Source organism: Paractinoplanes maris (genome assembly GCF_023544465.1).
Taxonomy (GTDB): domain Bacteria; phylum Actinomycetota; class Actinomycetes; order Mycobacteriales; family Micromonosporaceae; genus Actinoplanes; species Actinoplanes maris.
On sequence record NZ_JALPVL010000001.1, the window covers coordinates 599,473 to 623,926 of the forward strand.

At 70.4% G+C, this 24,454-nt stretch carries 23 protein-coding genes; 20 read left to right on the forward strand and 3 right to left on the reverse strand.

The window, feature by feature from the left end; all coding sequences use genetic code 11:
* The first annotated feature begins 93 nt into the window (after positions 1 to 93).
* The 8 genes from NAG42_RS02860 to NAG42_RS02895 all read left to right on the forward strand — a co-directional run bounded on the left by NAG42_RS02860 (position 94) and on the right by NAG42_RS02895 (position 10,642).
* The gene (locus NAG42_RS02860; RefSeq protein ID WP_438872359.1) at positions 94 to 1,872 is read left to right on the forward strand and encodes a prolyl oligopeptidase family serine peptidase; all 1,779 of its coding nucleotides are present in this window, start codon (positions 94 to 96) and stop codon (positions 1,870 to 1,872) included.
* A gap of 79 nt (positions 1,873 to 1,951) precedes the next feature.
* Positions 1,952 to 2,539: a Uma2 family endonuclease gene (locus NAG42_RS02865; RefSeq protein ID WP_250027637.1), complete on the forward strand. Its 588-nt coding sequence runs from the start codon at positions 1,952 to 1,954 to the stop codon at positions 2,537 to 2,539.
* Positions 2,540 to 2,570: 31 nt separating this feature from the next.
* Positions 2,571 to 4,007, forward strand: coding sequence for a TldD/PmbA family protein (locus NAG42_RS02870; RefSeq protein WP_250027638.1), 1,437 nt, complete (start codon positions 2,571 to 2,573; stop codon positions 4,005 to 4,007).
* Complete coding sequence (locus NAG42_RS02875) at positions 4,004 to 5,458, forward strand: TldD/PmbA family protein (RefSeq protein WP_250027640.1); 1,455 nt, start codon at positions 4,004 to 4,006, stop codon at positions 5,456 to 5,458. Before NAG42_RS02870 ends, NAG42_RS02875 begins: the two co-directional genes overlap by 4 nt.
* Before the next feature lie 63 nt (positions 5,459 to 5,521).
* Complete coding sequence (locus NAG42_RS02880) at positions 5,522 to 6,490, forward strand: hypothetical protein (protein WP_250027642.1); 969 nt, start codon at positions 5,522 to 5,524, stop codon at positions 6,488 to 6,490.
* A gap of 298 nt (positions 6,491 to 6,788) precedes the next feature.
* Positions 6,789 to 7,610: a succinate dehydrogenase subunit SdhC gene (gene sdhC, locus NAG42_RS02885; protein ID WP_250027644.1), complete on the forward strand. Its 822-nt coding sequence runs from the start codon at positions 6,789 to 6,791 to the stop codon at positions 7,608 to 7,610.
* A gap of 15 nt (positions 7,611 to 7,625) precedes the next feature.
* Positions 7,626 to 9,593 (forward strand): fumarate reductase/succinate dehydrogenase flavoprotein subunit, encoded by a 1,968-nt coding sequence (locus tag NAG42_RS02890; RefSeq protein WP_250027646.1) that lies wholly within the window; start codon positions 7,626 to 7,628, stop codon positions 9,591 to 9,593.
* Complete coding sequence (locus NAG42_RS02895; protein ID WP_250027648.1) at positions 9,593 to 10,642, forward strand: succinate dehydrogenase/fumarate reductase iron-sulfur subunit; 1,050 nt, start codon at positions 9,593 to 9,595, stop codon at positions 10,640 to 10,642. The genes NAG42_RS02890 and NAG42_RS02895 overlap by 1 nt, the downstream gene beginning before the upstream one ends.
* A 42-nt stretch (positions 10,643 to 10,684) precedes the next feature.
* Here NAG42_RS02895 and NAG42_RS02900 read toward each other — a convergent pair whose 3' ends face one another.
* A complete protein-coding gene (locus NAG42_RS02900) occupies positions 10,685 to 11,440 on the reverse strand; it encodes a TetR/AcrR family transcriptional regulator (protein WP_250027650.1) in 756 nt (251 codons plus the stop codon).
* Positions 11,441 to 11,542: 102 nt separating this feature from the next.
* Between NAG42_RS02900 and NAG42_RS02905 the strand changes: the two genes are divergently transcribed.
* The 12 genes from NAG42_RS02905 to NAG42_RS02960 all read left to right on the forward strand — a co-directional run bounded on the left by NAG42_RS02905 (position 11,543) and on the right by NAG42_RS02960 (position 23,045).
* The gene (locus NAG42_RS02905; protein WP_250027651.1) at positions 11,543 to 13,057 is read left to right on the forward strand and encodes an MFS transporter; all 1,515 of its coding nucleotides are present in this window, start codon (positions 11,543 to 11,545) and stop codon (positions 13,055 to 13,057) included.
* An 82-nt stretch (positions 13,058 to 13,139) separates the two neighbouring features.
* Positions 13,140 to 13,787, forward strand: a complete 648-nt coding sequence (locus tag NAG42_RS02910; protein ID WP_250027652.1) for an alpha-ketoglutarate-dependent dioxygenase AlkB — start codon at positions 13,140 to 13,142, stop codon at positions 13,785 to 13,787.
* A 274-nt stretch (positions 13,788 to 14,061) separates the two neighbouring features.
* Positions 14,062 to 14,790 carry an ABC transporter ATP-binding protein gene (locus NAG42_RS02915; RefSeq protein WP_250027653.1) on the forward strand — a complete coding sequence of 243 codons (729 nt, stop codon included), beginning with the start codon at positions 14,062 to 14,064 and terminating at the stop codon, positions 14,788 to 14,790.
* Positions 14,787 to 15,491 (forward strand): ABC transporter ATP-binding protein, encoded by a 705-nt coding sequence (locus NAG42_RS02920; RefSeq protein ID WP_250027654.1) that lies wholly within the window; start codon positions 14,787 to 14,789, stop codon positions 15,489 to 15,491. Before NAG42_RS02915 ends, NAG42_RS02920 begins: the two co-directional genes overlap by 4 nt.
* A gap of 1 nt (position 15,492) precedes the next feature.
* Complete coding sequence (locus tag NAG42_RS02925; protein ID WP_250027655.1) at positions 15,493 to 16,374, forward strand: branched-chain amino acid ABC transporter permease; 882 nt, start codon at positions 15,493 to 15,495, stop codon at positions 16,372 to 16,374.
* A gap of 112 nt (positions 16,375 to 16,486) precedes the next feature.
* Positions 16,487 to 17,446, forward strand: a complete 960-nt coding sequence (locus NAG42_RS02930) for a branched-chain amino acid ABC transporter permease (protein WP_250028333.1) — start codon at positions 16,487 to 16,489, stop codon at positions 17,444 to 17,446.
* Positions 17,443 to 18,708, forward strand: a complete 1,266-nt coding sequence (locus NAG42_RS02935) for an ABC transporter substrate-binding protein (protein WP_250027656.1) — start codon at positions 17,443 to 17,445, stop codon at positions 18,706 to 18,708. The genes NAG42_RS02930 and NAG42_RS02935 overlap by 4 nt, the downstream gene beginning before the upstream one ends.
* A gap of 45 nt (positions 18,709 to 18,753) precedes the next feature.
* Entirely contained in the window at positions 18,754 to 19,497 is a 744-nt protein-coding gene (locus NAG42_RS02940) for an SDR family oxidoreductase (protein WP_250027657.1), read from the forward strand.
* Complete coding sequence (locus NAG42_RS02945) at positions 19,494 to 20,270, forward strand: SDR family NAD(P)-dependent oxidoreductase (RefSeq protein WP_250027658.1); 777 nt, start codon at positions 19,494 to 19,496, stop codon at positions 20,268 to 20,270. Before NAG42_RS02940 ends, NAG42_RS02945 begins: the two co-directional genes overlap by 4 nt.
* Positions 20,267 to 21,262 (forward strand): phosphotransferase family protein, encoded by a 996-nt coding sequence (locus NAG42_RS02950; protein WP_250027660.1) that lies wholly within the window; start codon positions 20,267 to 20,269, stop codon positions 21,260 to 21,262. The genes NAG42_RS02945 and NAG42_RS02950 overlap by 4 nt, the downstream gene beginning before the upstream one ends.
* A complete protein-coding gene (locus NAG42_RS02955; RefSeq protein ID WP_250027662.1) occupies positions 21,262 to 22,464 on the forward strand; it encodes an acyl-CoA dehydrogenase family protein in 1,203 nt (400 codons plus the stop codon). The genes NAG42_RS02950 and NAG42_RS02955 overlap by 1 nt, the downstream gene beginning before the upstream one ends.
* On the forward strand, positions 22,461 to 23,045 hold the full coding sequence (locus tag NAG42_RS02960) for a TetR/AcrR family transcriptional regulator (RefSeq protein WP_250027663.1): 585 nt from the start codon (positions 22,461 to 22,463) through the stop codon (positions 23,043 to 23,045). The genes NAG42_RS02955 and NAG42_RS02960 overlap by 4 nt, the downstream gene beginning before the upstream one ends.
* On the opposite strand, the gene NAG42_RS02965 is transcribed toward NAG42_RS02960, so the two are convergent.
* Both NAG42_RS02965 and NAG42_RS02970 read right to left on the reverse strand, forming a co-directional pair.
* Complete coding sequence (locus NAG42_RS02965) at positions 23,020 to 23,571, reverse strand: DUF6886 family protein (RefSeq protein ID WP_250027665.1); 552 nt, start codon at positions 23,569 to 23,571, stop codon at positions 23,020 to 23,022. The two genes, NAG42_RS02960 and NAG42_RS02965, sit on opposite strands and share 26 nt — an antisense overlap.
* 26 nt (positions 23,572 to 23,597) lie before the next feature.
* Positions 23,598 to 24,452 (reverse strand): hypothetical protein, encoded by an 855-nt coding sequence (locus NAG42_RS02970; RefSeq protein WP_250027666.1) that lies wholly within the window; start codon positions 24,450 to 24,452, stop codon positions 23,598 to 23,600.
* Positions 24,453 to 24,454: the final 2 nt, after the last annotated feature.

A 24,454-nucleotide genomic window follows, 5' to 3' on the forward strand; every position in this document is an offset into this window, starting at 1 on the left:
CACGAAGCAGGCTTGATCAGCGATGCTGTCCGGGTGGACTTCCCCCGACTCGCGGAGCGCACCGGTAACTTCCGCCACGGCGCGCCGCACGACGTGACCGTCGGAGCGGACGGGCGGCGGGTGGTGTTCCTGCGCTCCACCGGGCCGGAGGACGCGGTTTCCTCGCTCTGGGTGCTCAACGTCGCCACCGCGACCGAGTCCCTGGTGGCGGCGGGGCCCATTCTCTCGTACGCGGTGGATCGCGACGCCCGGGTGGCCGCCTTCACCCGCCAGGGCCGGCTGTTCCGCGCCGAGCTGGCCCGGGGCACGGTGACCGAGGTGCCGACCGGTGAGCCGGCCGAGGATCCGCGGCCCGACCCCGCCGGCGTCACCATCGGCTACCTCAGCCAGGCCGGCGGCTCGCCCTCGCTGCGAGTGGTCGGCCCGGACGGCGACCGGTTGCTCGCGGGCGAGGCGGGGAACGCCTGGCGCGAGCGCGGCGGCATGATCGGCTGGGGCCGGCCGGACGAGACGGCGCGCCGGTTCGGCCGGGACCGCGGCTGGTGGTGGTCGCCCGACGGCAGCCAGATCCTGGCCGCGCGCACGGCCGCGTCGACCAGCCTGCACCTGCTCGACCTCGACTTCGGCTGGGTCGACGTGCACTGGGACCGCGAGACCTATCCGCACGTGGTCGGCGTGCGCTGGGCGGACGGCGGCGGGCCGCTGATCACGGTGCTCCGCCGCATGCAGCAGCACGGCCTCGTGCTGGCGGTCGACCCGCGTACGGGAGAGACCCAGGTGCACGCGGAGCTGGCCGACGCCCGGTGGGTCGAGCCGGTGGCCGGCACGCCGCGTCACCTGCCCGACGGCCGGGTGCTGGTCGGCGGCGAACTGGCCCACGACGGCTTCGACGCCCGGTGCCTGTTCGCCGACGGGAGCCTGCTGACGCCGCCCGGCCTCTACGTGCGGCGGGTGGTCGGCACGTCGGCCCGGCCCGGCTCCCCGGCCCCCGACCTGATCGTCGAAGGTGCCGAGGACGACCCGGCCACCCAATCGGTCTTCCGGGTGCGGACGTCGCTGGGTGGCGGCGGCGCCGAGGCCCGCCCGATCACCGAGACCCCCGGCTGGCACCGCGCGGTGGCCGGCGGCGACGTGCTGGTGATCGACGACGTGGTGTGGCGGGGCACGGCCCGGGTGACGGCGCTGGGCAACCTGTCGGCGCCGCTGCCCTACGTGACCCGGCCGGCCTTCGAGCGCGTCACCGACCGGCGGCTGCCGGCGGCGGTCCTCTACCCGAGCGGTCACGTCACCGGCACCAAGCTCCCGGTGCTGGTCACGCTGGGTGACGGACCCGGCCATCAGCAGGTGGTGAACGACCAGGCGGCCTGGCAGGAGCGGCAGTGGTGGGCCGACGCGGGCTTCGCCGTCGTGTCGGTGGACGGCCGGGGCACGCCCGGGGTCGCGCCGAGCTTCGAAAAGGTGGTGCACCGGCGCCTGGTCGACGTCTCGCTGAGCGATCAGGTGGACGCCCTGCGAGCCCTCGTCGGCAAGCATCCCGACCTGGATCTGTCGTCGGTGGCCGTCCGGGGCACGGGCCTGGGCGGATGGCTGGCCGCCATGGCCGTGCTGCGCCGCCCCGACGTCTTCCACCGCGCCGTGGCCCGCGACCCGATCGTCGACTGGCACGACGCCCCGGCGCCGCTGGCCGAGCGCTACCTGGGTGACCACCGCGACTCAGCCGACATCTACGCCCACCACAACCTCACCGAAACCGACCCCACCGACGCCGTCCTGCTGGTCGGCGCCACGGTCCCCGGCCTGCCCTCGGTCGAGAACGCCACCCTTGACGAGGAGCTAGCCTTCCTCAAGGGACACGGCACGGCTGACCCGTAGCGAAGAGGTAGTCGCGAGGAGAGTTGGCATGAGACTAGTCTTTGTGGGAGAGTCCGACCCCGAAAGCTCGGGAGACGCCATGACCCCTCTGTTCGCCCCGGACAAACCGCCCGTCAGCGCGACGATCTTCCCCGATGGCCGGCCGATGAGCGGCGACGACTATCTGGCCCTCGGCGTCACCTCTCCCCGAGTCGAACTCCTCGACGGGAGCCTGCTCGTGACCCCCGATCCGACCCGCACCCATCAGCGGATCGCCCGGCATCTGGCCAATACCTTCGAGTCGAACGCCGATCCGGCCCGCCTCGAGGTCGACGACGCGGTGAATGTGCAGCTCGGACCCGACCGGATGGTGATCCCGGACGTCGTGGTCTACGCGGCCGACGACCGGGTCGACGATTTGATCATCGACTCGGCGTTCGTTGTCCTCGTCTGCGAGATCCACTCCCCGTCCAACGCCACCACCGACAAGGTGCTCAAGAAGCACTACTACGCGGCGGCCGGGATCCCGTGGTATCTCATGGTCGACCCGACGGCCCGGACGTTCGCCCTCTACGAGCTGGCCGGTTCGGTGTACAAAGAAAACTCGATCACCAAGGCGAACGAAGTCCTGCATCTCACCGAGCCGGTCGTTGTCGATCTCGACCCGGCGACGCTCCTGCCGGACTGAAACTGTCGTACCTGTCGCCTAGGGTCGGGCCATGAGTCACTTCGATGAGGCCTCGGTGGCGGTGCGGGCCGCTCTGGAGGCTGGGGCGCGCTATGCCGACTGCCGGGTCATGGTGCGGCGCACCGAGTCGATGACGGCCCGCGACGGTGACGTCGAGGAGCTCGGCTCGGGTGAGAGTGCCGGCCTGGGCGTGCGTGCTCTCGTGGGGTCGAGCTGGGGTTTCTACGCCCTGCCCGACCTCTCCGACTCCGCCGCCCGCGCCGCCGGGCGCCGCGCGGCCGAGATCGCCGTGGCCAGCGCGACCGTGCCCGGGCCGCCGATCGAGCTGGTGCCCAGCGCGGCGGTCGAGGCCAGCTGGGCCAGTGACTGCGCGGTCGACCCGCTTGGCCTCTCCCTGTCGGTCAAGGGCGACCTGATCGTCGGGGCCACCGCCGCGGCCAAAGAGGCGGGGGCCGACCTGGCCGAGGGCATCTACCAGATCTGGGACACCCGCAAGTGGTTCGTCTCCAGCGAGGGCCACCGCATCGATCAGCACACCCGCGAGTGCGGGGCCGGCATCACGGCCAGCGCGTTCGGCGACGGCGAGATCCAGCGCCGGTCCTGGCCGTCCCACCGCGGGCAATACGGCACGAGTGGCTGGGAGCTGGTCGACAGCCTCGACCTGATCGCCCACGCGCCGCGCATGGCCGAGGAGGCCCGGGCCCTGCTCACCGCACCCCTCTGCCCGACCGGTGAGACCACCCTGGTGCTCGGTGGCGAGCAGCTCGCCCTGCAGATCCACGAGTCGGTCGGGCACGCCATCGAGCTCGACCGCATCCTCGGCTGGGAGGCCGCGTTCGCCGGCACCAGCTGGCTCGACCTCGGCCGGCTGGGCTCGCTGCGCTACGGCTCCGAGCTGATGAACATCACCATCGATCCCGGCATCCCGGGCGCGCTGGGCAGCTTCGGTTATGACGACGAGGGCACCCCGGCCACCAAGCGCGACGCCGTGCGTGACGGCATCTGGGTCGGTGTGCTGGCCGGGCGCGACTCGGCCGCCGTGGCCGGGCTCGATTACGCGGGCAGCGTGCGCTCCGACGGGTGGGCGCGGCTGCCGATGGTCCGGATGACCAATGTGGGCCTGGAGCCGGGCCCGCACACGCTCGACGAGATCATCGCCAACACCGACGACGGCGTGTTCATGGACATCAACCGGTCCTGGTCGATCGACGACCGGCGGCTCAACTTCCAGTTCGGCTGCGAGATCGGCTACGAGATCAAGAACGGCAAGCTCGGCCGCATGCTGCGCAACCCGACCTACACCGGCATCGGTCCCAAGTTCTGGCAGTCGATGGACATGCTCTCCTCCGAGACCGTCGCCTGGGGCACGCCCAACTGTGGCAAGGGCCAGCCCGGCCAGGTCGGTCACACCGGCCATCCGGCCGCTCCGGCCAGGTTCACCGACGTACGTGTGGGGGTGCGGGGATGAGTCTCGAGACCGTCCGATCGGGGGCCGAGCTCGAGCTCGCGGCCCGGGTCGTCGAGCTGGTGCGGCAGGTGGCGGGGCCGACCGCCGAGGCCGAGGTCGTCGTGCGGCACGATGCCGAGGCGCTGACCCGCTTCGCCGTTTCCATGATCCATCAAAACGTGGCCGACGCGGCCACCACCGTGGGCCTGCGGTTGCACCTCGACGGCCGCACGGCGTCGGGAACGACCACTGTGGTCGGCGCCGACGGGCTGCGCGGCCTGGTCGAGCGGACGGTCGCGGCGGCCCGGCTGAGCCCGCCCGACGCCGCCTGGCCCGGCCTCACACCACCGAGCCCGCTGCACCATTCGGCGGCTTACCACGGCTCGGGCGAGCACTCGCGGCTCGACTTCGGCTTCGACGAGGCGACCGCCCGCGCGACCCCGGCCGAGCGAGCCGGACGCGTCCGCGATTTCGTGCGGGCCGCCGAGGGCCTGGAGACGGCCGGCTACTGCCGCACCACCTATACCTCCGCCGCCTTCGCCAACACCGCCGGGCAATCGGTCGAGGGACGCACCGCCGAGGCGGCGATGGACGGCATCGCCCGGCTGGCCGGCGCCGACGGGGTGGCCCGGCTGGCCAGTGGCCGGTTGGCCGACCTCGACGGGGCCGCGCTCGGTGCGCGCGCCGCGGCCAAGGCCCGGGGCGGGCAGGATCCGATCGAGCTGCCGCCCGGGCGTTACGAGGTGGTGCTCGAGCCCGAGGCGGTCGCCGACCTGCTCGACAACCTCGCGATCTTCGGGTTCAACGGCAAGGCGTATGCCCAGAGGCAGTCCTTCGTGGAGCTCGGCGCCGACCAGTTCGACCCGTCGGTGACCCTGGTCGACGAGCCGCTCGGCAGCCGCGACGAACACGCGCCGGGTCTGCCGTTCGACGACGAGGGCACACCGCGCGAGTCGCTGGTGCTGGTGCGCGAGGGCGTGACCAAGGCGGTGGCGCACGACCGCACGTCGGCCGCCGAGGCCGGCGCGGTGTCGACCGGCCATGCCTCGGGCGCGTCCCGCACGTGGGGCCCCTTTCCCACCCACATCCGCCTGGAGGCTTCCCCCGCGGCGTCGCTGCCCGCGGCCGACGCCGTGGGCGCCGTGGCCGAGTCGGCCCGCCCGCTCGTGGCCCGGATGGAGCGCGGCCTGCTGATCACCGACTTCTGGTACACGCGTGTCCTCGACCAGAAAACGCTGGTCATCACCGGCCTGACCCGCAACGGCGTCTGGCTGGTGGAGAACGGCGAGGTGACCGCCGCGGTCGGCAACATGCGCTTCACCCAGTCCTACCCGCAGGCCCTGGGCACCGGCCTGGTGCGCGGCATCGGCCACGAGTCGGTGCTGCTGCCCGACCGCTGGTCCGGCACCCGATACGCGGCCCCCGCCCTGCACCTGGCCAGCTGGAACCTGACCGGCAACGCCTCCGGCTGACCACCGCCCACGGCCACGATTCGCCGGGAGGCGGCGCATTGACCGGCGTGCTTCACTGAGCCGGTGAGCGACACGCCCCGCGACCCTGACCAGGACGACGACGCCACCACGCGTCTGCCGCGATCCGATCGCGCCGGCTCACCCGTGTTCCGGCCGACCGGCGCCACGCCGACCTTCGAGGGCGGCACCGCGGCCGGCGACCCGTCGGCGTTCAGTGCTGCTTCCGGGGGCGGCTCCGACCAGACCGGCGCTGCTTCAGCCGGCTCTGCTTCGACCGGCTCTGTTTCGACCGGCGGGTCCGAGCAGACGGTCGGCGCCGCTTCGGCCGGCGGGTCCGAGCGGGCGGCCGGCGTCGCTTCGGCCGGCGGGTCCGAGCAGACGGTCGGCGTCGCTTCGGCCGGCGGGTCCCAGCGGGCGGCCAGCGGCTCCTGGGAGGCGACCGGTGCGGCGGAAAGTGGTGGCCAGGGTGGGTCTCGGCCGGCGTGGCGGCGATGGGCGGGGCCGGCTGCAGCGCCGGGCACGCCGGCGGCGCGGCAGCGACGTCGGCGGCAGTGGTTTGTGGCGGGTATCTCGATCGGTGCCGCGCTCATCGTGATCGCGCTCTGCGCCGGCGCTCTCGCGGTCGTCGATGCCGTCTCCGACGTGCGGGACAGCGCCTCCGACGCGCGTGAGTCGCGCGAGCTGCGCGATCAGAGCTGCCTCGAACTCGAACGCCGCCTCAACCGCTTGAACCCGCCCGGCGCCGCCGCCAACCCGGCCGCCCGCGCGGTCGCCGTCCGTGACGAGAACGCGGCGGTCCGGATCTACGTCGGCGAGATCAGCAACGCCCGCGCCCAGGACGGCTGGCGCCAGCTCGTCGACGCCCGCGCGGTCTACGCGGATGCCCTCGACCGTCAGTCCAAGTCGCGCAACCCGGCCTTCTACGTGTCCCCGCGCAACGCCGACGGCGAGCCCCTGGCCGAAGACCTCGTGGCCTGGTCTCCCGCGCCCTGTGCCGGGCCGATCCGTCGCCTGGCCGCCCCCGACCTCTGACCGCCTTTTCCCACTTCGCCTCTCCAGCAGCCGGGCGCCGGAACCGCCCCGAGTCGGTGCTGCCTGCCCAGCTGCTTCCTCAACGTCCGTTTTGGATCAGCCGACCCAAGATCCATTAACGGGTGGGAGCATATCGATGTGACGGGGGTCGTGATTTGTGATCCAGACCCCATCCCTGGGCGCGAAACTGTCCGGCCCTCGGCGTAACGTGTGCCCCACATCACGCAAGCATGGCGGCTGCCGGGCTCCCCCCTCGCTCGCCGGCCGGGTCACTGTGACAGGCACGTCAGGAGATCGAATGACGACGACGGCAACGAGGCCGGGCGTGGGACCCTCCGGTCCTGACAGATCACGCGCGGCGATCACGGCCAAAACGCTGCGCACCGACCGGTGGTGGCTCGCCCCGCTCATCACCTTCGTCGGACTGGGGGCGTGGGTTGCCTACGCGACCGTCCGCGTCTTCATGCACAAGTGGTATTTCGTCGAGGCCTACCACTACCTCACGCCGTTCTACTCGCCGTGCCTGACCGACCGGTGCGTCGAGGGCTCGGCGCTGTTCGGCACCCCGCTACCCAGCTTCTGGCTGCTCCCCGAGGCGGCCCTCACGCTGCCGTTCCTGCTGCTCTTCCGCTTGACCTGCTATTACTACCGCAAGGCCTACTACCGGGCCTTCTGGCTCTCGCCGCCGGCCTGCGCGGTCCCCGACGGTCACGCGAAATACACCGGCGAGACCCGGTTCCCGCTGATCTTCCAGAACGCTCACCGCTACGCGTTCTACGCCGCGATGATCATCTCGCTGATCAACACGTACGACGCGATCATCGCGTTCCGCAGTGGCGACTCGTTCGGCTTCGGCCTCGGCAACATCATCCTGGTCGGCAACGTGGTCATGCTCTGGCTCTACACGCTGTCGTGCCACTCGTGCCGCCACATCACCGGCGGCCGGCTCAAGCACTTCTCCAAGCACCCCGTGCGCTATCGCATCTGGACCTTCGTGTCGAAACTCAACGTCCGCCACATGCAACTGGCCTGGATCACCCTCGGCACCCTGGCCCTGACCGACTTCTACGTCATGGCGCTGTCGGCCGGCTGGTTCTCCGATCTTCGGTTCGTCGGCTAGGGGGCGGCGCACACCATGACCACTGCAAGAATCGAACGACACCACTACGACGTCGTCGTGATCGGGGCCGGCGGCGCCGGTCTGCGCGCGGCGATCGAGGCCCGGCTGGCCGGCAAACGTACGGCGATCATCTCGAAGTCGCTGTTCGGCAAGGCCCACACGGTGATGGCCGAGGGCGGCGCCGCGGCCGCGATGGGCAACGTCAACTCGCGCGACAACTGGATGGTCCACTACCGCGACACCATGCGCGGCGGCAAGTTCCTCAACAACTTCCGCATGGCTGAGCTGCACGCCAAGGAAGCACCGGAGCGCATCTGGGAGCTCGAGACCTATGGCGCGCTCTTCGACCGTACGAAAGACGGCAAGATCTCTCAGCGGAACTTCGGCGGGCACGAGTATCCCCGGCTCGCGCACGTCGGCGACCGCACCGGCCTCGAGCTGATCCGCACCCTGCAGCAAAAGATCGTCTCGTTGCAGCAGGAGGACTTCGCCGAGACCGGCAACTACGACGCCCGCATCCGGGTCTTCTCCGAGACCACGATCACGGAGCTGCTGCTCGACGGCAACAAGGTCGCCGGCGCGTTCGGCTATTACCGCGAGTCCGGCGAGTTCCTCCTGCTCGAGGCGCCCGCCGTGATCCTGGCGACCGGCGGCGTCGGCCGCAGTTACAAGGTCACCTCGAACTCGTGGGAGTACACCGGTGACGGCCACGCCCTGGCCCTGCGGGCCGGCGCGACGCTGATCAACATGGAGTTCCTCCAGTTCCACCCGACCGGCATGGTCTGGCCGCCCAGCGTCAAGGGCATCCTGGTCACCGAGTCGGTCCGGGGCGACGGTGGCGTGCTGCGCAACAGCGAGGGCAAGCGCTTCATGTTCGACTACGTCCCCGACGTGTTCCGCAAGCAGTACGCGGACACCGAGGAGGAGGCGGACCGCTGGTACGACGACCCCGACAACAACCGCCGCCCACCCGAGCTGCTGCCGCGTGACGAGGTCGCCCGCGCGATCAACTCCGAGGTCAAGGCGGGCCGGGGCACCAAGGCGGGCGGCGTCCTGCTCGACGTCTCCACCCGCATGCCGGCCGAGACGATCACCAAGCGGCTCCCGTCGATGTATCACCAGTTCAAGGAGCTGGCCGACGTCGACATCACCAAGGAGCCGATGGAGGTCGGGCCGACCTGTCACTACGTGATGGGCGGGGTCGAGGTCGAGCCCGACAGCGCCGCCGCGATGGGCACGGTCGAGGGCCTGTTCGCCGCGGGTGAGGTGTCCGGCGGCATGCACGGCTCCAACCGGCTCGGCGGCAACTCGTTGTCCGACCTGCTGGTCTTCGGCAAGCGGGCCGGCGAGCACGCCGCGGCCTACACCGACTCGCTGACCAAGCGGCCCAAGGTCACCACGTCCGACGTGGAATCCGCGGTGCTCACGGCCCTCGCGCCCCTGGAGCGGCCGGGCGGCGAGAATCCGTACACCCTGCAGCAGGACCTTCAAGCCGTGATGGGTGACCTGGTCGGCATCATCCGGCGCGAGGGCGAGCTGACCGACGCGCTCAAGCGGCTCCAGCAGCTCAAGCTGCGCGTGGCCCAGGTCGGGGCGATCGGCGGCCGGCGTTACAACCCGGGCTGGCACCTCGCGCTCGACCTGCGCAACATGCTGATCGTCTCGGAGTGCACGGCCAAGGCGGCGCTCGAGCGTGAGGAGTCCCGCGGCGGTCACACCCGCGAGGACTTCCCGCAGATGAACCCGCAGTGGCGGCTCATCAACCTGGTCTGCTCGCTCGATCGTTCCGGCGATGTGCATCTCGAGCGTAAGCCCGTGCCGCGCATGCGGGACGAGCTGATCCAGCTGTTCGAGCGCACCGAGCTGTCGAAATACCTGACCGAGGACGAGATGTCCCAGTTCGACGCGATCGAGGGCCCGACGGGCGACGCCGCCATCCCCGGCGTGCGCACCGACGCGAAGAGCAAGACGGAGGCGAAGTAATGGGCACCAAGCGTCACTTCCGCGTCTGGCGGGGCGATTCGGCCGGCGGCGACATCGAGGACTTCGACGTCGAGGTCAACGACGGTGAGGTCGTGCTCGACATCATCCACCGGTTGCAGGCGACCCAGACGCCCGATCTGGCCTGCCGGTGGAACTGCAAGGCCGGCAAATGCGGTTCGTGCTCGATGGAGATCAACGGCAAGCCGCGCCTGGGCTGCATGACCCGCATGTCGACGTTCGAAGAGGACGAGACGGTCACGATCACGCCGCTGCGCACGTTCCCGGTCATCCGCGACCTGGTCACCGACGTGAGCTTCAACTACGACAAGGCCCGCGAGACCCCGGCCTTCGCGCCGCCGCCCGGGGTGGCCCCGGGCGACTACCGCATGCAGCAGATCGACGTCGAGCGGAGCCAGGAGTTCCGCAAGTGCATCGAGTGCTTCCTCTGCCAGAACACGTGTCACGTCGTGCGCGACCACGAGGAGAACAAGGCCGCGTTCTCCGGTCCGCGCTATTTCATCCGCGCCGCCGAGCTCGACATGCACCCGCTCGACGACCGGGAGGACCGCAAGGAGTACGCGCAGTCCCACCAGGGCATGGGCTTCTGCAACATCACCAAGTGCTGCACCGAGGTCTGCCCCGAGCACATCAAGATCACCGACAACGCGATCATCCCGATGAAGGAACGCGTCGTCGACCGCCGCTACGACCCGCTGGTCTGGCTCGGCCGCAAGATCTTCCGCCGCGACCAGCTCGACGACTCCGAGTCGATGGCCCCGAGCACCTCGGTCGGCGTCACCGATGTGGCCAAGGGCGCGCCGTTCACCCACACCCGGGGTCCCGAGGGTCCCGAGGTGCGCGAGGACGGCCGGATGGACGTCTCCGAGATCTCACTGCCCACCCAGGGCGGTCCGTCGCCGTTCGGCGACCAGGAGTTCCCGATGCCGCCCGGCCGCGTGGCCTATCAGCAGCCCGCGCCGCAATACCCCCACCACGGTGAGGACGGCGACCACAGCACCGACGGCCGCCACAGCACCGAGACCCACTGACGCTGATCGCCCGGCCGCCGGCCCCTCGCCGGCGGCCGGCGCTCAGACCGCGGGCGGCTCGGCGCCGCTCTTCGTGAGCCACAGCTCCAGCCCGTCGAGCAGACGGTCCAAACCGAAGGCGTACGTCTCCTCGAGCACCCGCTCGGGATCGTTCCGCAATGGTCCGGTCTCCTTCCGCCACTTCTCGTAGTTCGGGTTGTCGGGCGCGAGCCGCTCCAGGTAGGGCTCGACGTCCTCGGCGACCTCTTCCCAGGTCTTGCCGGTGCGCTTGAGGGCCGACTTGATCGCCGCCTCGGAAGTCGCCGACCCGATCGCGTGCGCGTTGAGCGTCGCGGTCGCGTGGGACAACGGCATGCCGCTGAAGCCGGCCGCCGTGAAGAGCGCCACGAGCCGCTCACCCAGGCGCATCGCATTGGGTCCGAGCGTGGGGTGCAGACCCAGCAGGCCGATCACCCACGGATGCCGCAGCAGGGCCGACCGCATGCCGTTGGCGCTGATCGACGCGCCGACCCGCCAGTGGGTGTCACCCGGCTCGGGCACGTAGATCTCGCCGAACACCTCGTCGACGGCCAGCTCCAGCAGTTCGTCCTTGTTCGCCACGTGCCAATAGAGCGAGGTCGCCCCCGACCCGAGCTTTGCGCCCAGCCTGCGCATGCTGAGCCCGGCCGGCCCCTCCGCGTCGAGCAACTCGATCGCCGCCCGGACGATCTGCTCCCGGCTCAGGCTCGGCTGACCGGTCTGCGCGCGCGGCGGCCGCAACCAGACCGAACCGGTGAACGAATCGGACGTAGACGGCATGCAACTTCCCTTCGACCTGGCCATTCTAAAGCCACCCGAACAGTGTTCGAGCCGACTGGTACGGTGTGCGAGCCAATCGCACACCGTACGAGAGAGGCTGTCATGACTGAGCGCAATCCTCGGCGCTGGTTGATTCTCGGCGTGCTCTGCTTGAGCCTGCTGGTGGTCGTTGTCGACAACATGGTGCTGAACATCGCGATCCCGTCGCTCATCCGCGACCTCGGCGCGAGCACCGCGCAAATTCAGTGGATCATCGACGCGTACATCCTCGTCTTCGCCGGCCTGCTGCTAACGGCGGGCAGCCTCTCGGACCGCCACGGCCGCCGCCGCGGCCTGGTCATCGGGCTGGTTGTCTTCGGCGGCGCCTCGGTGCTGGCCACCCTCAGCCGGACCCCGGAGCAGCTCATCGCGACCCGCGGGCTGATGGGGATCGGCGCCGCCTTCCTGATGCCGGGCACCCTCTCGATCCTGACCACGGTCTTCGCCGAGGACGAGCGCAAGAAGGCGATCGCCATCTGGAGCTCGGTGCTCATGCTCGGCGCCCTGGGCGGGCCGAGCCTGGGCGGCCTGCTGCTCGAGCATTTCTGGTGGGGCTCGATCTTCCTGCTCAACGTGCCGATCGCCATTCTCGGCATCGTGGCCGCGCTCGCCGTCATCCCGGAATCGCGCGGGCACGCCAACCGGCCCGACCTGCTCGGTGCCCTGCTCTCCATGATCGGCATGACCGCCCTGGTCTGGGGCGTCATCAACTCGGCCCAGCACGGCTGGGACTCGGCGTCCACACTCGGCGGCTTCATCGTGGCCGCGATCGGGCTCACCGCCTTTGTGCTGTGGGAGCGCACGGTCGCCGAGCCGATGCTGCCGTTGAAGCTCTTCCGCGACCGCAACTTCGCGGGAGCCAGCCTGTCCATCGTTCTCCTCTCCTTCTCCGCCGGCGGGGTACTGCTCGCCCTGACGCAGTACTTGCAGTTCGTACTCGGCTACGAGCCCCTGAAGGCGGGCACTGCCTTCATCCCGATGCTCGTCACCGCCATGGTCTTCAACGGCGTGGGCGTCCTCGTCGACAAGAAGTTCGGCACGCGCACGGCCCTGGCGGCCGGTCTGCTGCTCATGGCCGGCGGCTTCGGGATCCTCTCCTCGCTCACTCCCTCGGACGGTTATCTCAAGCTGGCGTTCGCCCTGGTCGTGATGGGCATGGGCAGCGGCACGGCCGGGCCTGCCGCCTACGGCACCCTGATGAGTGCCCTCCCACCGGAGCGGGTCGGCGTCGGCTCCGCGGTGAACGACACCGTGCAGCAGGTCGGCACGGCATTGAGCGTCGCCGTGCTTGGCAGCGTGCTCACGGCCACCTATCGCGCGGCCATGCCGGCCGAGGTGACCGGCCAGGCCCGCGACTCGATCGGCGACGCGTTGCGCATCGCGGCGTCGACCGGGGACGCGGCCCTCGCCCGGGTCGCGCAGGACTCCTTCGTCTCGGCTATCGCGTCAACCTCCCTGATCGGCGTCGTCGGCGGCCTCGCCGCGGCGGTGGTGGCGGTGGCCGTCCTGCGTCCGAAGCCGCCGGTGGCCGCCTCCGAAGATGCCGCCACCGAGCCGGAGTCGCAACTGGCCGGCTGAGCCCTGTGGACAACTCGCCACCGGAACAAATCGGGCTGTGGACAACGGAACGATCTTCGAACAGCCGTACTAACATGGCGGCATGACCAGCACCTATCAACCGTCGATGTTCGATCTGCCCGGTGATGCCGGCGGCGGCCCAGCCTCCGGCATCAGCGAGCTCGCCGGTCACGTCACCCGGCATCACCTCACGGCCGGCGCCTGGGTCGACGTGCTGCCGGGCTGGCTGCACGGCTCGGATGAGGTCTTCGAGACCCTGCTGGGCATCGACTGGCGGGCCGACCGCCGCCAGATGTATGACTCCGTCGTCGACGTGCCGCGCCTGCTGCGCTGGTTCGGCGGCGACGAGGAGCTGCCCCACCCCACGCTGACCGAGGCCAAGGCCTCGCTCAACGCCCACTACGCCGACGAGCTCGGCGAGGAGTTCGTCAGCGCCGGCATGTGCCTTTACCGCGACGGCCGCGACAGCGTCGCCTGGCACGGCGACACACTGGGCCGCTCGGCCCGCCACGACACGATGGTCGCCATCGTCTCGGTCGGCTCGCCCCGCCACCTCTCCCTGCGCCCACGGGCGGGCGGCCACGACACGCTCCGCTTCCCCCTCGGCCACGGCGACCTGATCGTCATGGGCGGCTCGTGCCAGCGCACGTGGGAGCACGCCATCCTCAAGACCGCCAAGCCCGTGGGCCCGCGCATCAGCATCCAGTTCCGCCCGGCCGGCGTCGCCTGACCGCCCGAGGCCGAGCCTGCACCGGCGCGGCCACTGCCACCTCGACGTCCGGTTCCGCGCTCTTTGCACAGCGGGCCACGAGATGCCCCACGCTGCCCGCCATCGTGCGATAAACACCGATGGAAACAACTTGGAAACAGGCGGTTGACGTGCACGGAGAGAAAGTTACACTGCGAGTGTAAATAGTTGACCTTCATGCTCCACTGAGGACGGGCTGTGCCGTTCGGCGCTTCCGTTCGTCCGGCCACTCCGCCGCTCCGAGCCGAGGTGACCAATGTCAACGGATCCGCGAACCGACCCCGCCGACACCACCGATCAGGGCCTGGCCCTGCACCACATCACTGTTCGCTTCGGTGGGCTGCTCGCCCTCGACGACGTCTCCCTGCGGATCACGCCGGGCCACATCGTCGGGATCATCGGGCCCAACGGCGCGGGCAAGACCACCCTCTTCAACGTGATCTGCGGTTTCGTCACGCCGCAGTCCGGCGCCCTGAGCCTGGACGGAAAGCCCTTCAGCCCCCGGCCGCACCACCTCAACCGGCGCGGCATCGCCCGGACGCTGCAGGGTGTCGGGCAGTTCGGTGGCATGACCGTCCTGGAAAACGTGCTGGTCGGCGCCCGCTCGCGCAAACCCGAGGCCGACGCCTGGGAGGCTCTGGAGCGCTGCGGCGTCGCCGAGCACGCCCGCGCCCTGCCGGGGTCGCTGCCTTACGCCAAACGTAAACGGGTCGAGCTGGCCCGCGCCCTGGCCGCGAAGCCGCGCATCCTCATGCTCGACGAACCGGCCGGCGGCCTCGACGCCGACGAGATCCGCTGGCTGGCCGACCTGATCCAGGACGCGAAGACCACCGTCCTGCTGGTCGAGCACCACATGGAGCTGGTCATGTCGGTCTGCGACGAGATCCTCGTCCTCGACTTCGGCAAGCCGATCGCGCTCGGCACCCCGGCCGAGATCCGCACGAACGACAAGGTCGCCGAGGCCTACCTGGGAGCCGCCGCATGACCGCCCTCCTCGAGGTCGAGGGGCTGACGGCGGGATACGGCGCCGCCCCCGTGCTGCACGACATCACCCTCACCGTCCAACCCGGACAGATTGTCGCCGTCCTCGGGGCCAACGGCGCGGGCAAGTCCACGCTCCTGCGAACCCTGTCCGGCCTGCTGCCCGCCACCAGCGGCCGCATGCTCTTCGACGGCACCGACCTGCGGGGCATCAAGGTCGAGCGGATGGTGCATCACGGCATCGCCCACGTCCCCGAGGGCCGCGGCGTCGTCACCGAGCTGACCGTCGAGGAAAACCTGCGCCTGGGCGGTCTCTGGCGCAAACCGCAGCCCTCGCTGGAGCCGATCTACGAGCTGTTCCCCCGGCTCGCCGAGCGCAAGGGCCACCTCGGCCATCAGCTCTCGGGCGGCGAACGCCAGATGCTCGCGCTCGGCCGCGCCCTGGCCGCGCAGCCCCGGCTTCTGCTGCTCGACGAGCCCTCCCTCGGCCTCGCCCCCAAGATCACCGCTCAGATCATGGCGCTGCTGCGTGACCTGCGCGACCGCACCGGGCTGGCCGTCCTGCTGGTCGAGCAGAACGTCCGCAGCGCGCTCTCGATCGCCGACCAGGGGGTCGTGCTGTCGCTGGGCCGCATCGTGACCCGCCACGACGCCGCGACACTCGTCGACGACGCCGACCTCCGGCACGCCTACCTGGGGTTCTGACATGGACCGTTTTCTCTTCCTCACCTTCGACGGGCTCAGCCGGGGCGCCGTCTACGCGGCGTTCGCGCTGGCCCTGGTGCTGATCTGGCGGGCCACGCGCATCGTCAACTTCGCGCAGGGCGCGATGGCGGTCGCGACGGCGTACGTGGCCTATTCGGTGGCCGACGCGACCGGCTCCTACTGGCTGGGGTTCATCGTCGCGCTGCTGGCCGGCCTGCTGCTCGGGGCGGGTGTCGAGCGGGTCGTCATGCGCTTCGTCGACCACTCGTCGCCGCTCAACGGGGTCGTCGTCGCACTCGGGCTCGTGCTGATCATCCAGGGCGTGCTCGGCATGATCTACGGCAACGAGTTCCGGCCGGCCACGGCGCCGTTCAGCCGGGACGCGTTCGAGATCGGCGGGGTCGCCCTGCTCTCGCGCTACGACCTGTTCGTGTTCGCCGCGGTGGGTGCGGTGGTCGTCCTGCTGACGCTGCTCTTCACCCGTACGCCCACCGGTCTGCGCATGCGGGCGGCGGCCTTCGCCCCCGACGTGTCGAGACTGCTCGGTGTCCCGGTGGGCGGCATGCTGACACTGGGCTGGGCGCTCGCCGCCGCCGTGGGCTCGCTCGCCGGCATGCTCGTGCTTCCGACCGAGCTGGGCCTCAATCCGACGGCCATGGACATCGTCTTCATCTCCGCATTCACCGCGGCCGTGGTCGGTGGCCTGGACAGCCCGATCGGCTCGGTGCTCGGCGGCCTGATCGTCGGGCTTCTGCTCTCGTACATCAGCGGTTATCTCGGCGCCACGGTCGCCCCGATGGCCGTCCTGGCCCTGCTCGTGGTCGTCCTTCTGAGCCGGCCGGATGGTCTCTTCTCCCGATCGTCGAAAGCGAGAACGGCATGACTGACTGCACCGGAGTCAGCGAAGCGTCCGTAGGGCCAGCAAGGCAAGCCGAGGGAGGCTCAGCGTGACGGTCGTCCGGGATCGGGTCACCACCAGACTGGCTGTGCCGACCATGCGTAAGCAGAGTCCGCTGATCATCCTGGTGCTCGGGGCGATCGCGGTGGTCGCGCTGACGTACACGTTGCCGCCGTTCCGCACCTATCAGCTGGCCACCGTCGGGGCCTATCTGTGTGTCACCGCCGGCCTGACCGTCCTCACCGGACTGAACGGTCAGCTGTCGCTGGGTCACGGCGCACTGATGGCCACCGGCGCCTACACGCTGGCGCTCTGGCAGAACAAGTTCAACCTGCTCGTCGTGGGCATCATCGTGGCGATCCTGGTGACCACGGCCGTCGGCGCCGTCATCGGTCTGGCCGCCGCGCGACTGCGCGGGCCCTATCTGGCCGGCCTCACCCTGGCCGTCGCGGTGGTCGTGCCCTCGATCACCAGCACGTTCGACGGGACGTTCAACAGCGACCAGGGCCTGTCGGTCGTTCTCAACCCGCCCCCCGAGTCGATGACCGTCGAGCAGTGGCAGGCCTGGGTCTGCTGGGGTGGCGCTCTGCTCACCGTGTTCACGCTGGCCCTGCTGACCCGGGGCCGGTTCGGGCGCGACATGCGGGCCGTCCGCGACGACGAGACAGCAGCCCGTCTCGCCGGCATCAGCGTGGCCCGCACCCAGGTCACCGCGTTCGTCGTCTCGGCCGCCTGCGCCGGTCTGGCCGGTGCCCTGTTCGCGGTGATCGCGCAGAGCGTCTCCCCCGGCGCCTTCCCGCTCACCCTGTCGCTGTTCCTGCTGATGGCGATCGTCATCGGCGGTCTCGGGCGGCTCACCGGCGCTCTGATCGGCGCCCTCCTGCTGGTCGCCCTGCCCGCGGTGGCCCACGAGATCGGCGAGGCGGCCGGCTCGCAGCGGCTGGAGGGCAACCTCGCGCTCACGTTCTTCGGCGTCGTCCTCGTCGTCGTCATGCTCGCCGCCCCCGGCGGTCTCGCTTCGCTGCGAATTCCCCTCAAGAAGAAGGGCCAACGATGAAACGTACAGCGACCGTTCTCGCCGCGGTGCTGCTGGCCGCGGCCGGCTGCAGCAACTCCGGCGGCAGCAGTGGTGGTGGCAGCAGTGCCGACACGCCGGGGGTGACCGACTCCGAGATCGTGGTGGGCACACACATGCCGCTCACCGGTCCGGCCGCCGCCGGCTATTCCAAGATCGCTCCGGCCACCAAAGCCTACTTCGACTACGTGAACGCGAACGGCGGCGTGCACGGCCGCAAGATCACCTACAAGATCATGGACGACGGCTACAACCCGGCCAACACCCAGCAGGTCGTGCGCCAGCTGGTGCTGCAGGACAAGGTCTTCGCCATCCTCAACGGCCTGGGCACACCCACGCACAGCGGCGTGCTCGACTTCCTCAAGACCAACCGGGTGCCCGACCTCTTCGTGGCCAGCGGCAGCCGCAGCTGGAACCAGCCCGACAAATATCCCGGCACGTTCGGCTTCAACCCCGACTACACCGTCGAGGGCAAGATCCTGGCCACCCACGTGAAGACCGAGCACGCCGGCAAGAAGGTGTGCTTCCTCGGCCAGGACGACGACTTCGGGCGCGACAGCCTGGCCGGCATCGAGAAGGTGCTCGGCCCGGTCGCGGCCAAGCAGTCGTACGTGACCAGCAACCCGAATGTCGGGCCGCAGATGGGCGCGCTCAAGGCGGCCGGCTGCCAGGTCGTCATGCTGGCGACCGTGCCCGGTTTCACCGCGCTGTCGATCGGCACCGGTGCCAAGATCGGGTTCAAGCCGCAGTTCGTGGTGAGCAACGTCGGCTCCGACCCGGCCACCCTGGCCAAGACGCTGGGTGCGGCCGCGCCGCTTCTCGAGGGGGTCGTGGCGGCGAACTACCTGCCGCTGGTGAACGACACCGCGAACCCGTGGATCCAGCTGTATTCCAAGGTCAACAAGGAGTACAACGCCGGCGCCGAGATGGACAACAACACCGTTTACGGTATGTCCGTCGCCTACCTGTTCGTCCAGGCGCTGCAGTCCGCGGGCAAGGATCTGACCCGCGACGGCATCATCGAGGCGGTCAAGAAGGGCGGCTTCACCGGCCCCGGCCTGGTGCCGGTCCGCTATTCGGCGAGCGACCACTCGGGGTACGCAGGCGAGCAGCTCACCACCATCGAGGGCGGCAAGGCCAAGTACCTCGGCAAGCCGTTCCGCACCGATGACGCGGACGGCGCGGTCGAGGTTTACGAGCAGGCCGCGGTGGCCCCGCCAGCGAACGGCATCCCCGCTGCCTAAGGTTGGCTTCGGGACTCAATGATCAGGACGAGTGAGGGAGCGGCGATGGCAGACCAAGTGGCGATCGTGACGGGAGCCAGCAGAGGGATCGGTTTTGCCATCGCGCAGCGCTTCGTGGCCGACGGATTCAAGGTCTGCATCACCGGCCGGGACGCGGCCGCGCTCGACTCGGCGGCCAAGGACCTGGGTGGCGCCGACGTGGCGATCGCGGTGGCCGGCAAGGGTGACGATCCCGATCACCGGGCCGCCGTCGTCGACACCGTGCTCGGCCAGTTCGGCCCGGTGACCGCGCTGGTCAACAACATCGGCATCAACCCGGTCTACGGGCCGCTGGGCTCGATCGACCTGGGTGCGGCCCGCAAGATCTTCGAGGTGAACGTCGTCGGCACGCTGGGCTGGGTGCAGGAGGCTCTGCGCGGCGGGCTGGCCGACGGCGGCTCGATCGTCAACATCTCGTCGGTCTCGGGTGTGCGTCCGGCGCCCGGCATCGGCTTCTACGGGGTCACCAAGGCCGCGCTGATCCACCTGACCGAGGAGCTGGCCATCGAGCTGGCGCCCAAGGTCCGGGTCAACGCGGTCGCCCCGGCCGTGGTCAAGACCCGCTTCGCCTCCGCCCTGTTCGAGGGGCGTGAGGAACAGGTCTCGGCCGGCTATCCGCTGGCCCGGCTCGGCGTCCCCGAGGACGTGGCCGGCGCGGTCGCGTTCCTCAGCTCGGCCGACGCGGGCTGGATCACCGGGCAGACCATCGTCGTCGACGGCGGCGTCACCCTGACCGGGAAGATGCAGTGAAACGGGTCGTCGTCACCGGCGCCGGCGGCGGGATCGGCGCGGCTCTGGCCCGCCGGTTCGCCGCCGAGGGGGCCGAGGTCATCGTCAACGACGTCGACCCGGCGGCGGCCGAGGCGGTGGCCAGCGACATCGGCGGGCTGCCGGTGCCGGGTGATGCGGCGAACGAGGCGGACACCCGCCGCCTGATCGACACGGCCTGGGCCGAGCTGGGCGGGATCGACCTGTTCTGCGCCAACGCCGGCACACTGACGGCCGGCGACGAGAACACGCCGGATGACGTGTGGACCCGCGACTGGAACGTCAACGTGATGTCCCACGTCTACGTCACCCGCGCGCTGCTCCCCCGTTGGCTGGCGGACGAGCAGCCCAAGCGGCTCGTCATGACGGTCAGCGCGGCCGGGCTGCTCACCCTGCTGGGCAGCGCGCCCTACGCGGTGACCAAGCACGCCGCCCTCGCGTACGCCGAATGGCTGCGCGCCACCTACCACCACCGCGGCATCACCGTGCAGGCGCTGTGCCCGCAGGGCGTCCGCACCGACATGCTGACCCGGGGCAGCGAACGCGGCAGTGCGAGCGCCGCCCTGCTGGCCGAGACCGCCCTCGAACCCGACGTGGTCGCGGCCAAGGTCGGCGAGGCCCTGCTGGGTGAGAGCTTCCTGATCCTGCCGCACCCCGAGGTGGCCGAGTTCTATCGGCTGCGCGCGGCCGAGCCCGACCGCTGGCTGGGTGGCATGAACAAGATGCAGCGCGCCTTCGAGGCCGGTGCCCGGTGAAGGGGCTCGACCTCGAGCGGCTCCAGGGCTATCTGGGCTCGGTCCGGCCGTTGACCGGGAGCATGTTCGCGGGTGGCCGCTCGAATCTGACGTACGCGATCACCGACGGCGAGCAGCGCTGGGTGCTGCGCCGCCCGCCGCTCGGCCACGTGCTGCCCACCGCCCACGACATGACGCGCGAGCACCGCGTACTCGAAGCTCTGGCCAAGGCCGGCTTCCCGTCGCCGCGCCCGGTGCTGCTCTGCACCGACACCGACGTCATCGGGGCGCCGTTCTATCTGATGGAGCACGTCGACGGGAAGATCTACCGCGACATCGGCGAGCTGCAGGCGCTCGGGCCCGACGCGATGCGCGCCCTCAGCCTGTCGCTGGTGGACACTCTGGCCGACCTGCACGCGCTCGACCCGGCGGCGATCGGGCTGGCCGACTTCGGTCGTCCCGAGGGCTTCAACCAGCGGCAGGTCAGCCGGTGGAAGAAGCAGCTGGACGCGTCCCGCAGCCGCGACGTGGCCGGCATCGAGGAGCTGCACGCCCGGCTCGCCGTCGACATCCCGGCCGGCGGCCCGGGCACGGTGGTGCACGGCGACTTCCGCCTCGACAACGTGCTGATCGGCGAGCAGTTGCAGGTCAACGCGGTGCTCGACTGGGAGATGTCGACGCTGGGCGACCCACTCAGCGATGTCGCCCTGATGTTCGTCTACGCCGGTCTCCCGCTCAACGTCGCCGCCGACGGCAAGCCCACCGCGCCCCTGCGGGTGCCCGGGCATCCGAGCCTGGCCGAGCTGGGCGCCCGGTATGCCGAGCGCAGCCGGCGGGACGTCAGCGATCTGCACTGGTACGTGGCCTTCGCCGCGTTCAAGCTCGCAGTCATCCTCGAAGGCGTGCACTACCGCTACGTTCAGGGCCAGACCGTCGGCGGCGGCTTCGAGACGATCGGCACGATGGTCGGCCCGCTGGTCATGCGCGGCCACGAGGCGCTGGAGGGACACTGATGGACTTCGCGTTCGACGAGCGGACCGAGGACTACCGCAAGCGGCTTCTGTCCTTCATGGACGAATACGTCTATCCGGCCGAGGACGGCTTCCACGGCGAGGGCTGGGAACCGCCACCGATCGTCGCCCGGCTCCAGGCGCAGGCGAAACAGGCCGGCCTGTGGAATCTCTTCCTGCCCGGTGAGCACGGCGCCGGCCTGACCAACCTCCAGTACGCGCCCCTGGCCGAGATCACCGGCCGCAGTCCGCACATCGCGCCGCCCGCGCTCAACTGCGCCGCGCCCGACACCGGCAACATGGAGGTGCTGGCCGAGTTCGGCAGCGACGAGCAGAAGCGGCAGTGGTTGGAGCCGCTGCTCGACGGCACGATCCGCTCGGCCTTCGCGATGACCGAGCCACAGGTCGCCTCGTCCGACGCGACCAACATCGGCACCCGCATCGAGCGGGACGGCGACGACTACGTCATCACGGGCCGCAAGTTCTACATCACCGGCGCCATGAACCCGAACTGCCGCATCTTCATCGTCATGGGCAAGACCGACCCCGACGCACCGCGGCACGTGCAGCAGAGCATGGTGCTGGTCCCCCGGGACACGCCGGGTGTGACCGTCAAGCGGGGCATGACGGTGTTCGGCTACACCGACGGCGATCACGGCGGCCACGCCGAGGTGCTGTTCGACAACGTACGGGTGCCGGCGGCCAACCTGATCGGCCAGGAGGGCGGCGGTTTCGCGATCTCGCAGGCTCGCCTCGGCCCGGGTCGCATCCACCACTGCATGCGGCTGATCGGGATGGCCGAGCGCGCCCTCGAGCTCATGTGCACCCGGGCGCTGAGCCGCACCCCGTTCGGCAAGCCGCTGGCCGAGCAGGGCGTGGTGCAGGACTGGATCGCCGAGTCGCGGGTGCGCATCGAGCAGGCCCGTCTGCTCGTGCTCAAGGCCGCCTGGCTGATGGACACCGTCGGCAACAAGGGCGCGCACACCGAGATCCAGGCGATCAAGATCATCGTGCCGGCGACGGTCGAGTGGATCGCCGACAAGGCCATTCAGACCCACGGCGCCGCGGGAGTCGGGCAGGACACTCCGCTGGCTGCTTTGTGGGCTGCGGCGCGTACGCTCCGGCTCGCCGACGGTCCGGACGAGGTGCACAAGCGCTCGCTGGCCCGGCGGGAGTTGAACCGCTATCGGAGCGCAGCCTCGTGACCCCAGCCAAACAGCGTGTCGACGGGCGCACCGCGCGGTCTGAGCGCACCCGCACCGCCATCGTCGACGCCCACCTGCAGCTGATCGGCCAGGGTGACCTGCGCCCGACCGCCGACCGCATCGCCAAGACGGCCGGGGTCTCGCTGCGCGCGTTGTGGAGCCACTTCGCCGACATGGAGGCGCTGTTCACCGCGAGCGGCAAGCGGGTGCTCGAACTGCGCGACGCCTCGCACCGGCCGATCTCACCCGAGCTGCCGCTGCCCGAGCGCATCGACGCCTACTGCCGGCAGCGCGCCCGCCTGCTCGAACAGATAGGCCCGACGGCCAAGGCGGCCGCCATAAAGGAGCCGTTCTCCGAGACGCTGCGCCGCTATCGGCGGATGCACGTCCACCGCGTGCGGGAGGAACTGGCCACGCTCTTCGCGGCCGAGGTCGCGGGCAACGACGAGTTGCTCGACGCGCTGACCGCGGTCAGCATGTGGCCCACCTGGGCAACGTGGCGCGAGAACATGGATCTGCCGGTGGCTGCGGCCCGGGCGACGCTGTCCCGCACGATCACGGCGTTGCTGGCCTCGGCCTAGCGTTGCCCAGGCGGATGCCGCTGTGGCCGAGCGTGCTGCCGACCACCTCGTCCCAGAACGGCCACAGGTTGCCGAGCACCCGCAGCTGAATCCCGGCCGCGGCGTGGCAGGCGAGCAGGTCGCCGACCTCGTCGGCCGGGCCCAGCGGCTCGACCGGCTCGGTGGCGACCATCGCGTGCGGCTCGGAGCCGGGCGAGGCGATCGGCCGGAACGGAGCGGCCGGCAACCGGTAGGCGTAGAGCCGGGTCGTGCGCAGAGCTTCCAGCCACCCGTACTCGATGGCGTGGACCCGGACCCCGCTGCCCGCCCCGATGATGCGGTCGCGGTCCACATGGGACGTGCCGTCGACCACCCAGGCCATGGCGCGCGGGCACTGGCGGGGAAACCAGTAGTCGGGGGCTCGCCGCTCATCGACCGCCCACACGTAGGCCTCGGTCTCCACCGAGGTCGGCGCGACGTGCGGCACGAAACGCTCGATGGTCGGGTCCTCGCTGAAGTGCAGCACCTCGCCGGGCCGTGGACGCATCCCTCGGTTCTACACCACGCCGGAGCTCAGCCGAACTGAGTTCGGGTGACCCGCTCGTCCCCGTCCAGCCACGCGTGGACGACGCCGTCCAACAGCCGCGGCTGGTAATTCTCGGGCACGAAACGGAGGCGAGCGTGCCCGATGCCCTGGGGTTGCAGTTCGGCGATCGTCCGGCCGGCCACGTCAGCGGCCAGCAGGCGTGCTTGCCGGCGCAGCTTCCGGCGCGCGGTCGCTATGTGGCGCAGGGCCAGGTCGTCGAGCGAGTCCGGCGTTTCGATGCGCTTCTCGGTGAGCCAACCGCATCGCCACATGCCATACGGGGTGCCCCACCAGTCCATCGAGCCGTCGGGCCCACCGCCGGGAGGCGGGTGCGGGTTGGGCTCCAAGGGCGCACCGGCGTGAGCCGCGTCGCGGCCGTCGCAGAACTCGCACGTCTCCTCGGCGTTGTGCATGGGCTCCGGCCACTCGGCGAGGGCCAGGTGCACCAGCCGAGTCCGTACCCACTTCCGGGAGTCGGCGGCCTGCTGGGCCTCCTCCCGTGAGGCGTACAAGGGCAGGGCGTCCCCCTGGTCCACGGACTGCGGCTGACTCATGGCGGCATGGAGGGACGGGCTGAACACCGGCTTGACCCGGTAGTTGGCCAGGTAGCGAGTGTTCATGACGAGCCGGATGAGACTGCGGCCCCCGGTGCGACGGCGGGTGCCGACCACATATCGCTGGTCGCCGCCGTCGCCCCACATGATCGGGAGCACCCAGACCTTCGCACCGGGCACGAAATAACGGGTGCCGGGCCGTTGCGTGTCGCCGCGCTGCGTCGTGAAAGCCTCCCGGCTGACGGTGGCGACGACTCCCCAGGTGAGTGGGACGGCCTCCTCGGTCATCC

Excerpts from the sequence above, each read along its gene's own strand:
- NAG42_RS02940 (WP_250027657.1), top strand. The coding sequence starts at position 18,754 with ATGGCAGACCAAGTGGCGATCGTGACGGGAGCCAGCAGAGGGATCGGT.
- NAG42_RS02970 (WP_250027666.1), bottom strand. The coding sequence starts at position 24,452 with ATGACCGAGGAGGCCGTCCCACTCACCTGGGGAGTCGTCGCCACCGTC.
- NAG42_RS02890 (WP_250027646.1), top strand. The coding sequence starts at position 7,626 with ATGACCACTGCAAGAATCGAACGACACCACTACGACGTCGTCGTGATC.
- NAG42_RS02920 (WP_250027654.1), top strand. The coding sequence starts at position 14,787 with ATGACCGCCCTCCTCGAGGTCGAGGGGCTGACGGCGGGATACGGCGCC.
- NAG42_RS02905 (WP_250027651.1), top strand. The coding sequence starts at position 11,543 with ATGACTGAGCGCAATCCTCGGCGCTGGTTGATTCTCGGCGTGCTCTGC.
- NAG42_RS02955 (WP_250027662.1), top strand. The coding sequence starts at position 21,262 with ATGGACTTCGCGTTCGACGAGCGGACCGAGGACTACCGCAAGCGGCTT.
- NAG42_RS02875 (WP_250027640.1), top strand. The coding sequence starts at position 4,004 with ATGAGTCTCGAGACCGTCCGATCGGGGGCCGAGCTCGAGCTCGCGGCC.
- NAG42_RS02895 (WP_250027648.1), top strand. The coding sequence starts at position 9,593 with ATGGGCACCAAGCGTCACTTCCGCGTCTGGCGGGGCGATTCGGCCGGC.
- NAG42_RS02865 (WP_250027637.1), top strand. The coding sequence starts at position 1,952 with ATGACCCCTCTGTTCGCCCCGGACAAACCGCCCGTCAGCGCGACGATC.
- NAG42_RS02910 (WP_250027652.1), top strand. The coding sequence starts at position 13,140 with ATGACCAGCACCTATCAACCGTCGATGTTCGATCTGCCCGGTGATGCC.
- NAG42_RS02965 (WP_250027665.1), bottom strand. The coding sequence starts at position 23,571 with ATGCGTCCACGGCCCGGCGAGGTGCTGCACTTCAGCGAGGACCCGACC.
- NAG42_RS02870 (WP_250027638.1), top strand. The coding sequence starts at position 2,571 with ATGAGTCACTTCGATGAGGCCTCGGTGGCGGTGCGGGCCGCTCTGGAG.
- NAG42_RS02935 (WP_250027656.1), top strand. The coding sequence starts at position 17,443 with ATGAAACGTACAGCGACCGTTCTCGCCGCGGTGCTGCTGGCCGCGGCC.
- NAG42_RS02900 (WP_250027650.1), bottom strand. The coding sequence starts at position 11,440 with ATGCCGTCTACGTCCGATTCGTTCACCGGTTCGGTCTGGTTGCGGCCG.
- sdhC (WP_250027644.1), top strand. The coding sequence starts at position 6,789 with ATGACGACGACGGCAACGAGGCCGGGCGTGGGACCCTCCGGTCCTGAC.
- NAG42_RS02925 (WP_250027655.1), top strand. The coding sequence starts at position 15,493 with ATGGACCGTTTTCTCTTCCTCACCTTCGACGGGCTCAGCCGGGGCGCC.
- NAG42_RS02915 (WP_250027653.1), top strand. The coding sequence starts at position 14,062 with ATGTCAACGGATCCGCGAACCGACCCCGCCGACACCACCGATCAGGGC.
- NAG42_RS02930 (WP_250028333.1), top strand. The coding sequence starts at position 16,487 with ATGCGTAAGCAGAGTCCGCTGATCATCCTGGTGCTCGGGGCGATCGCG.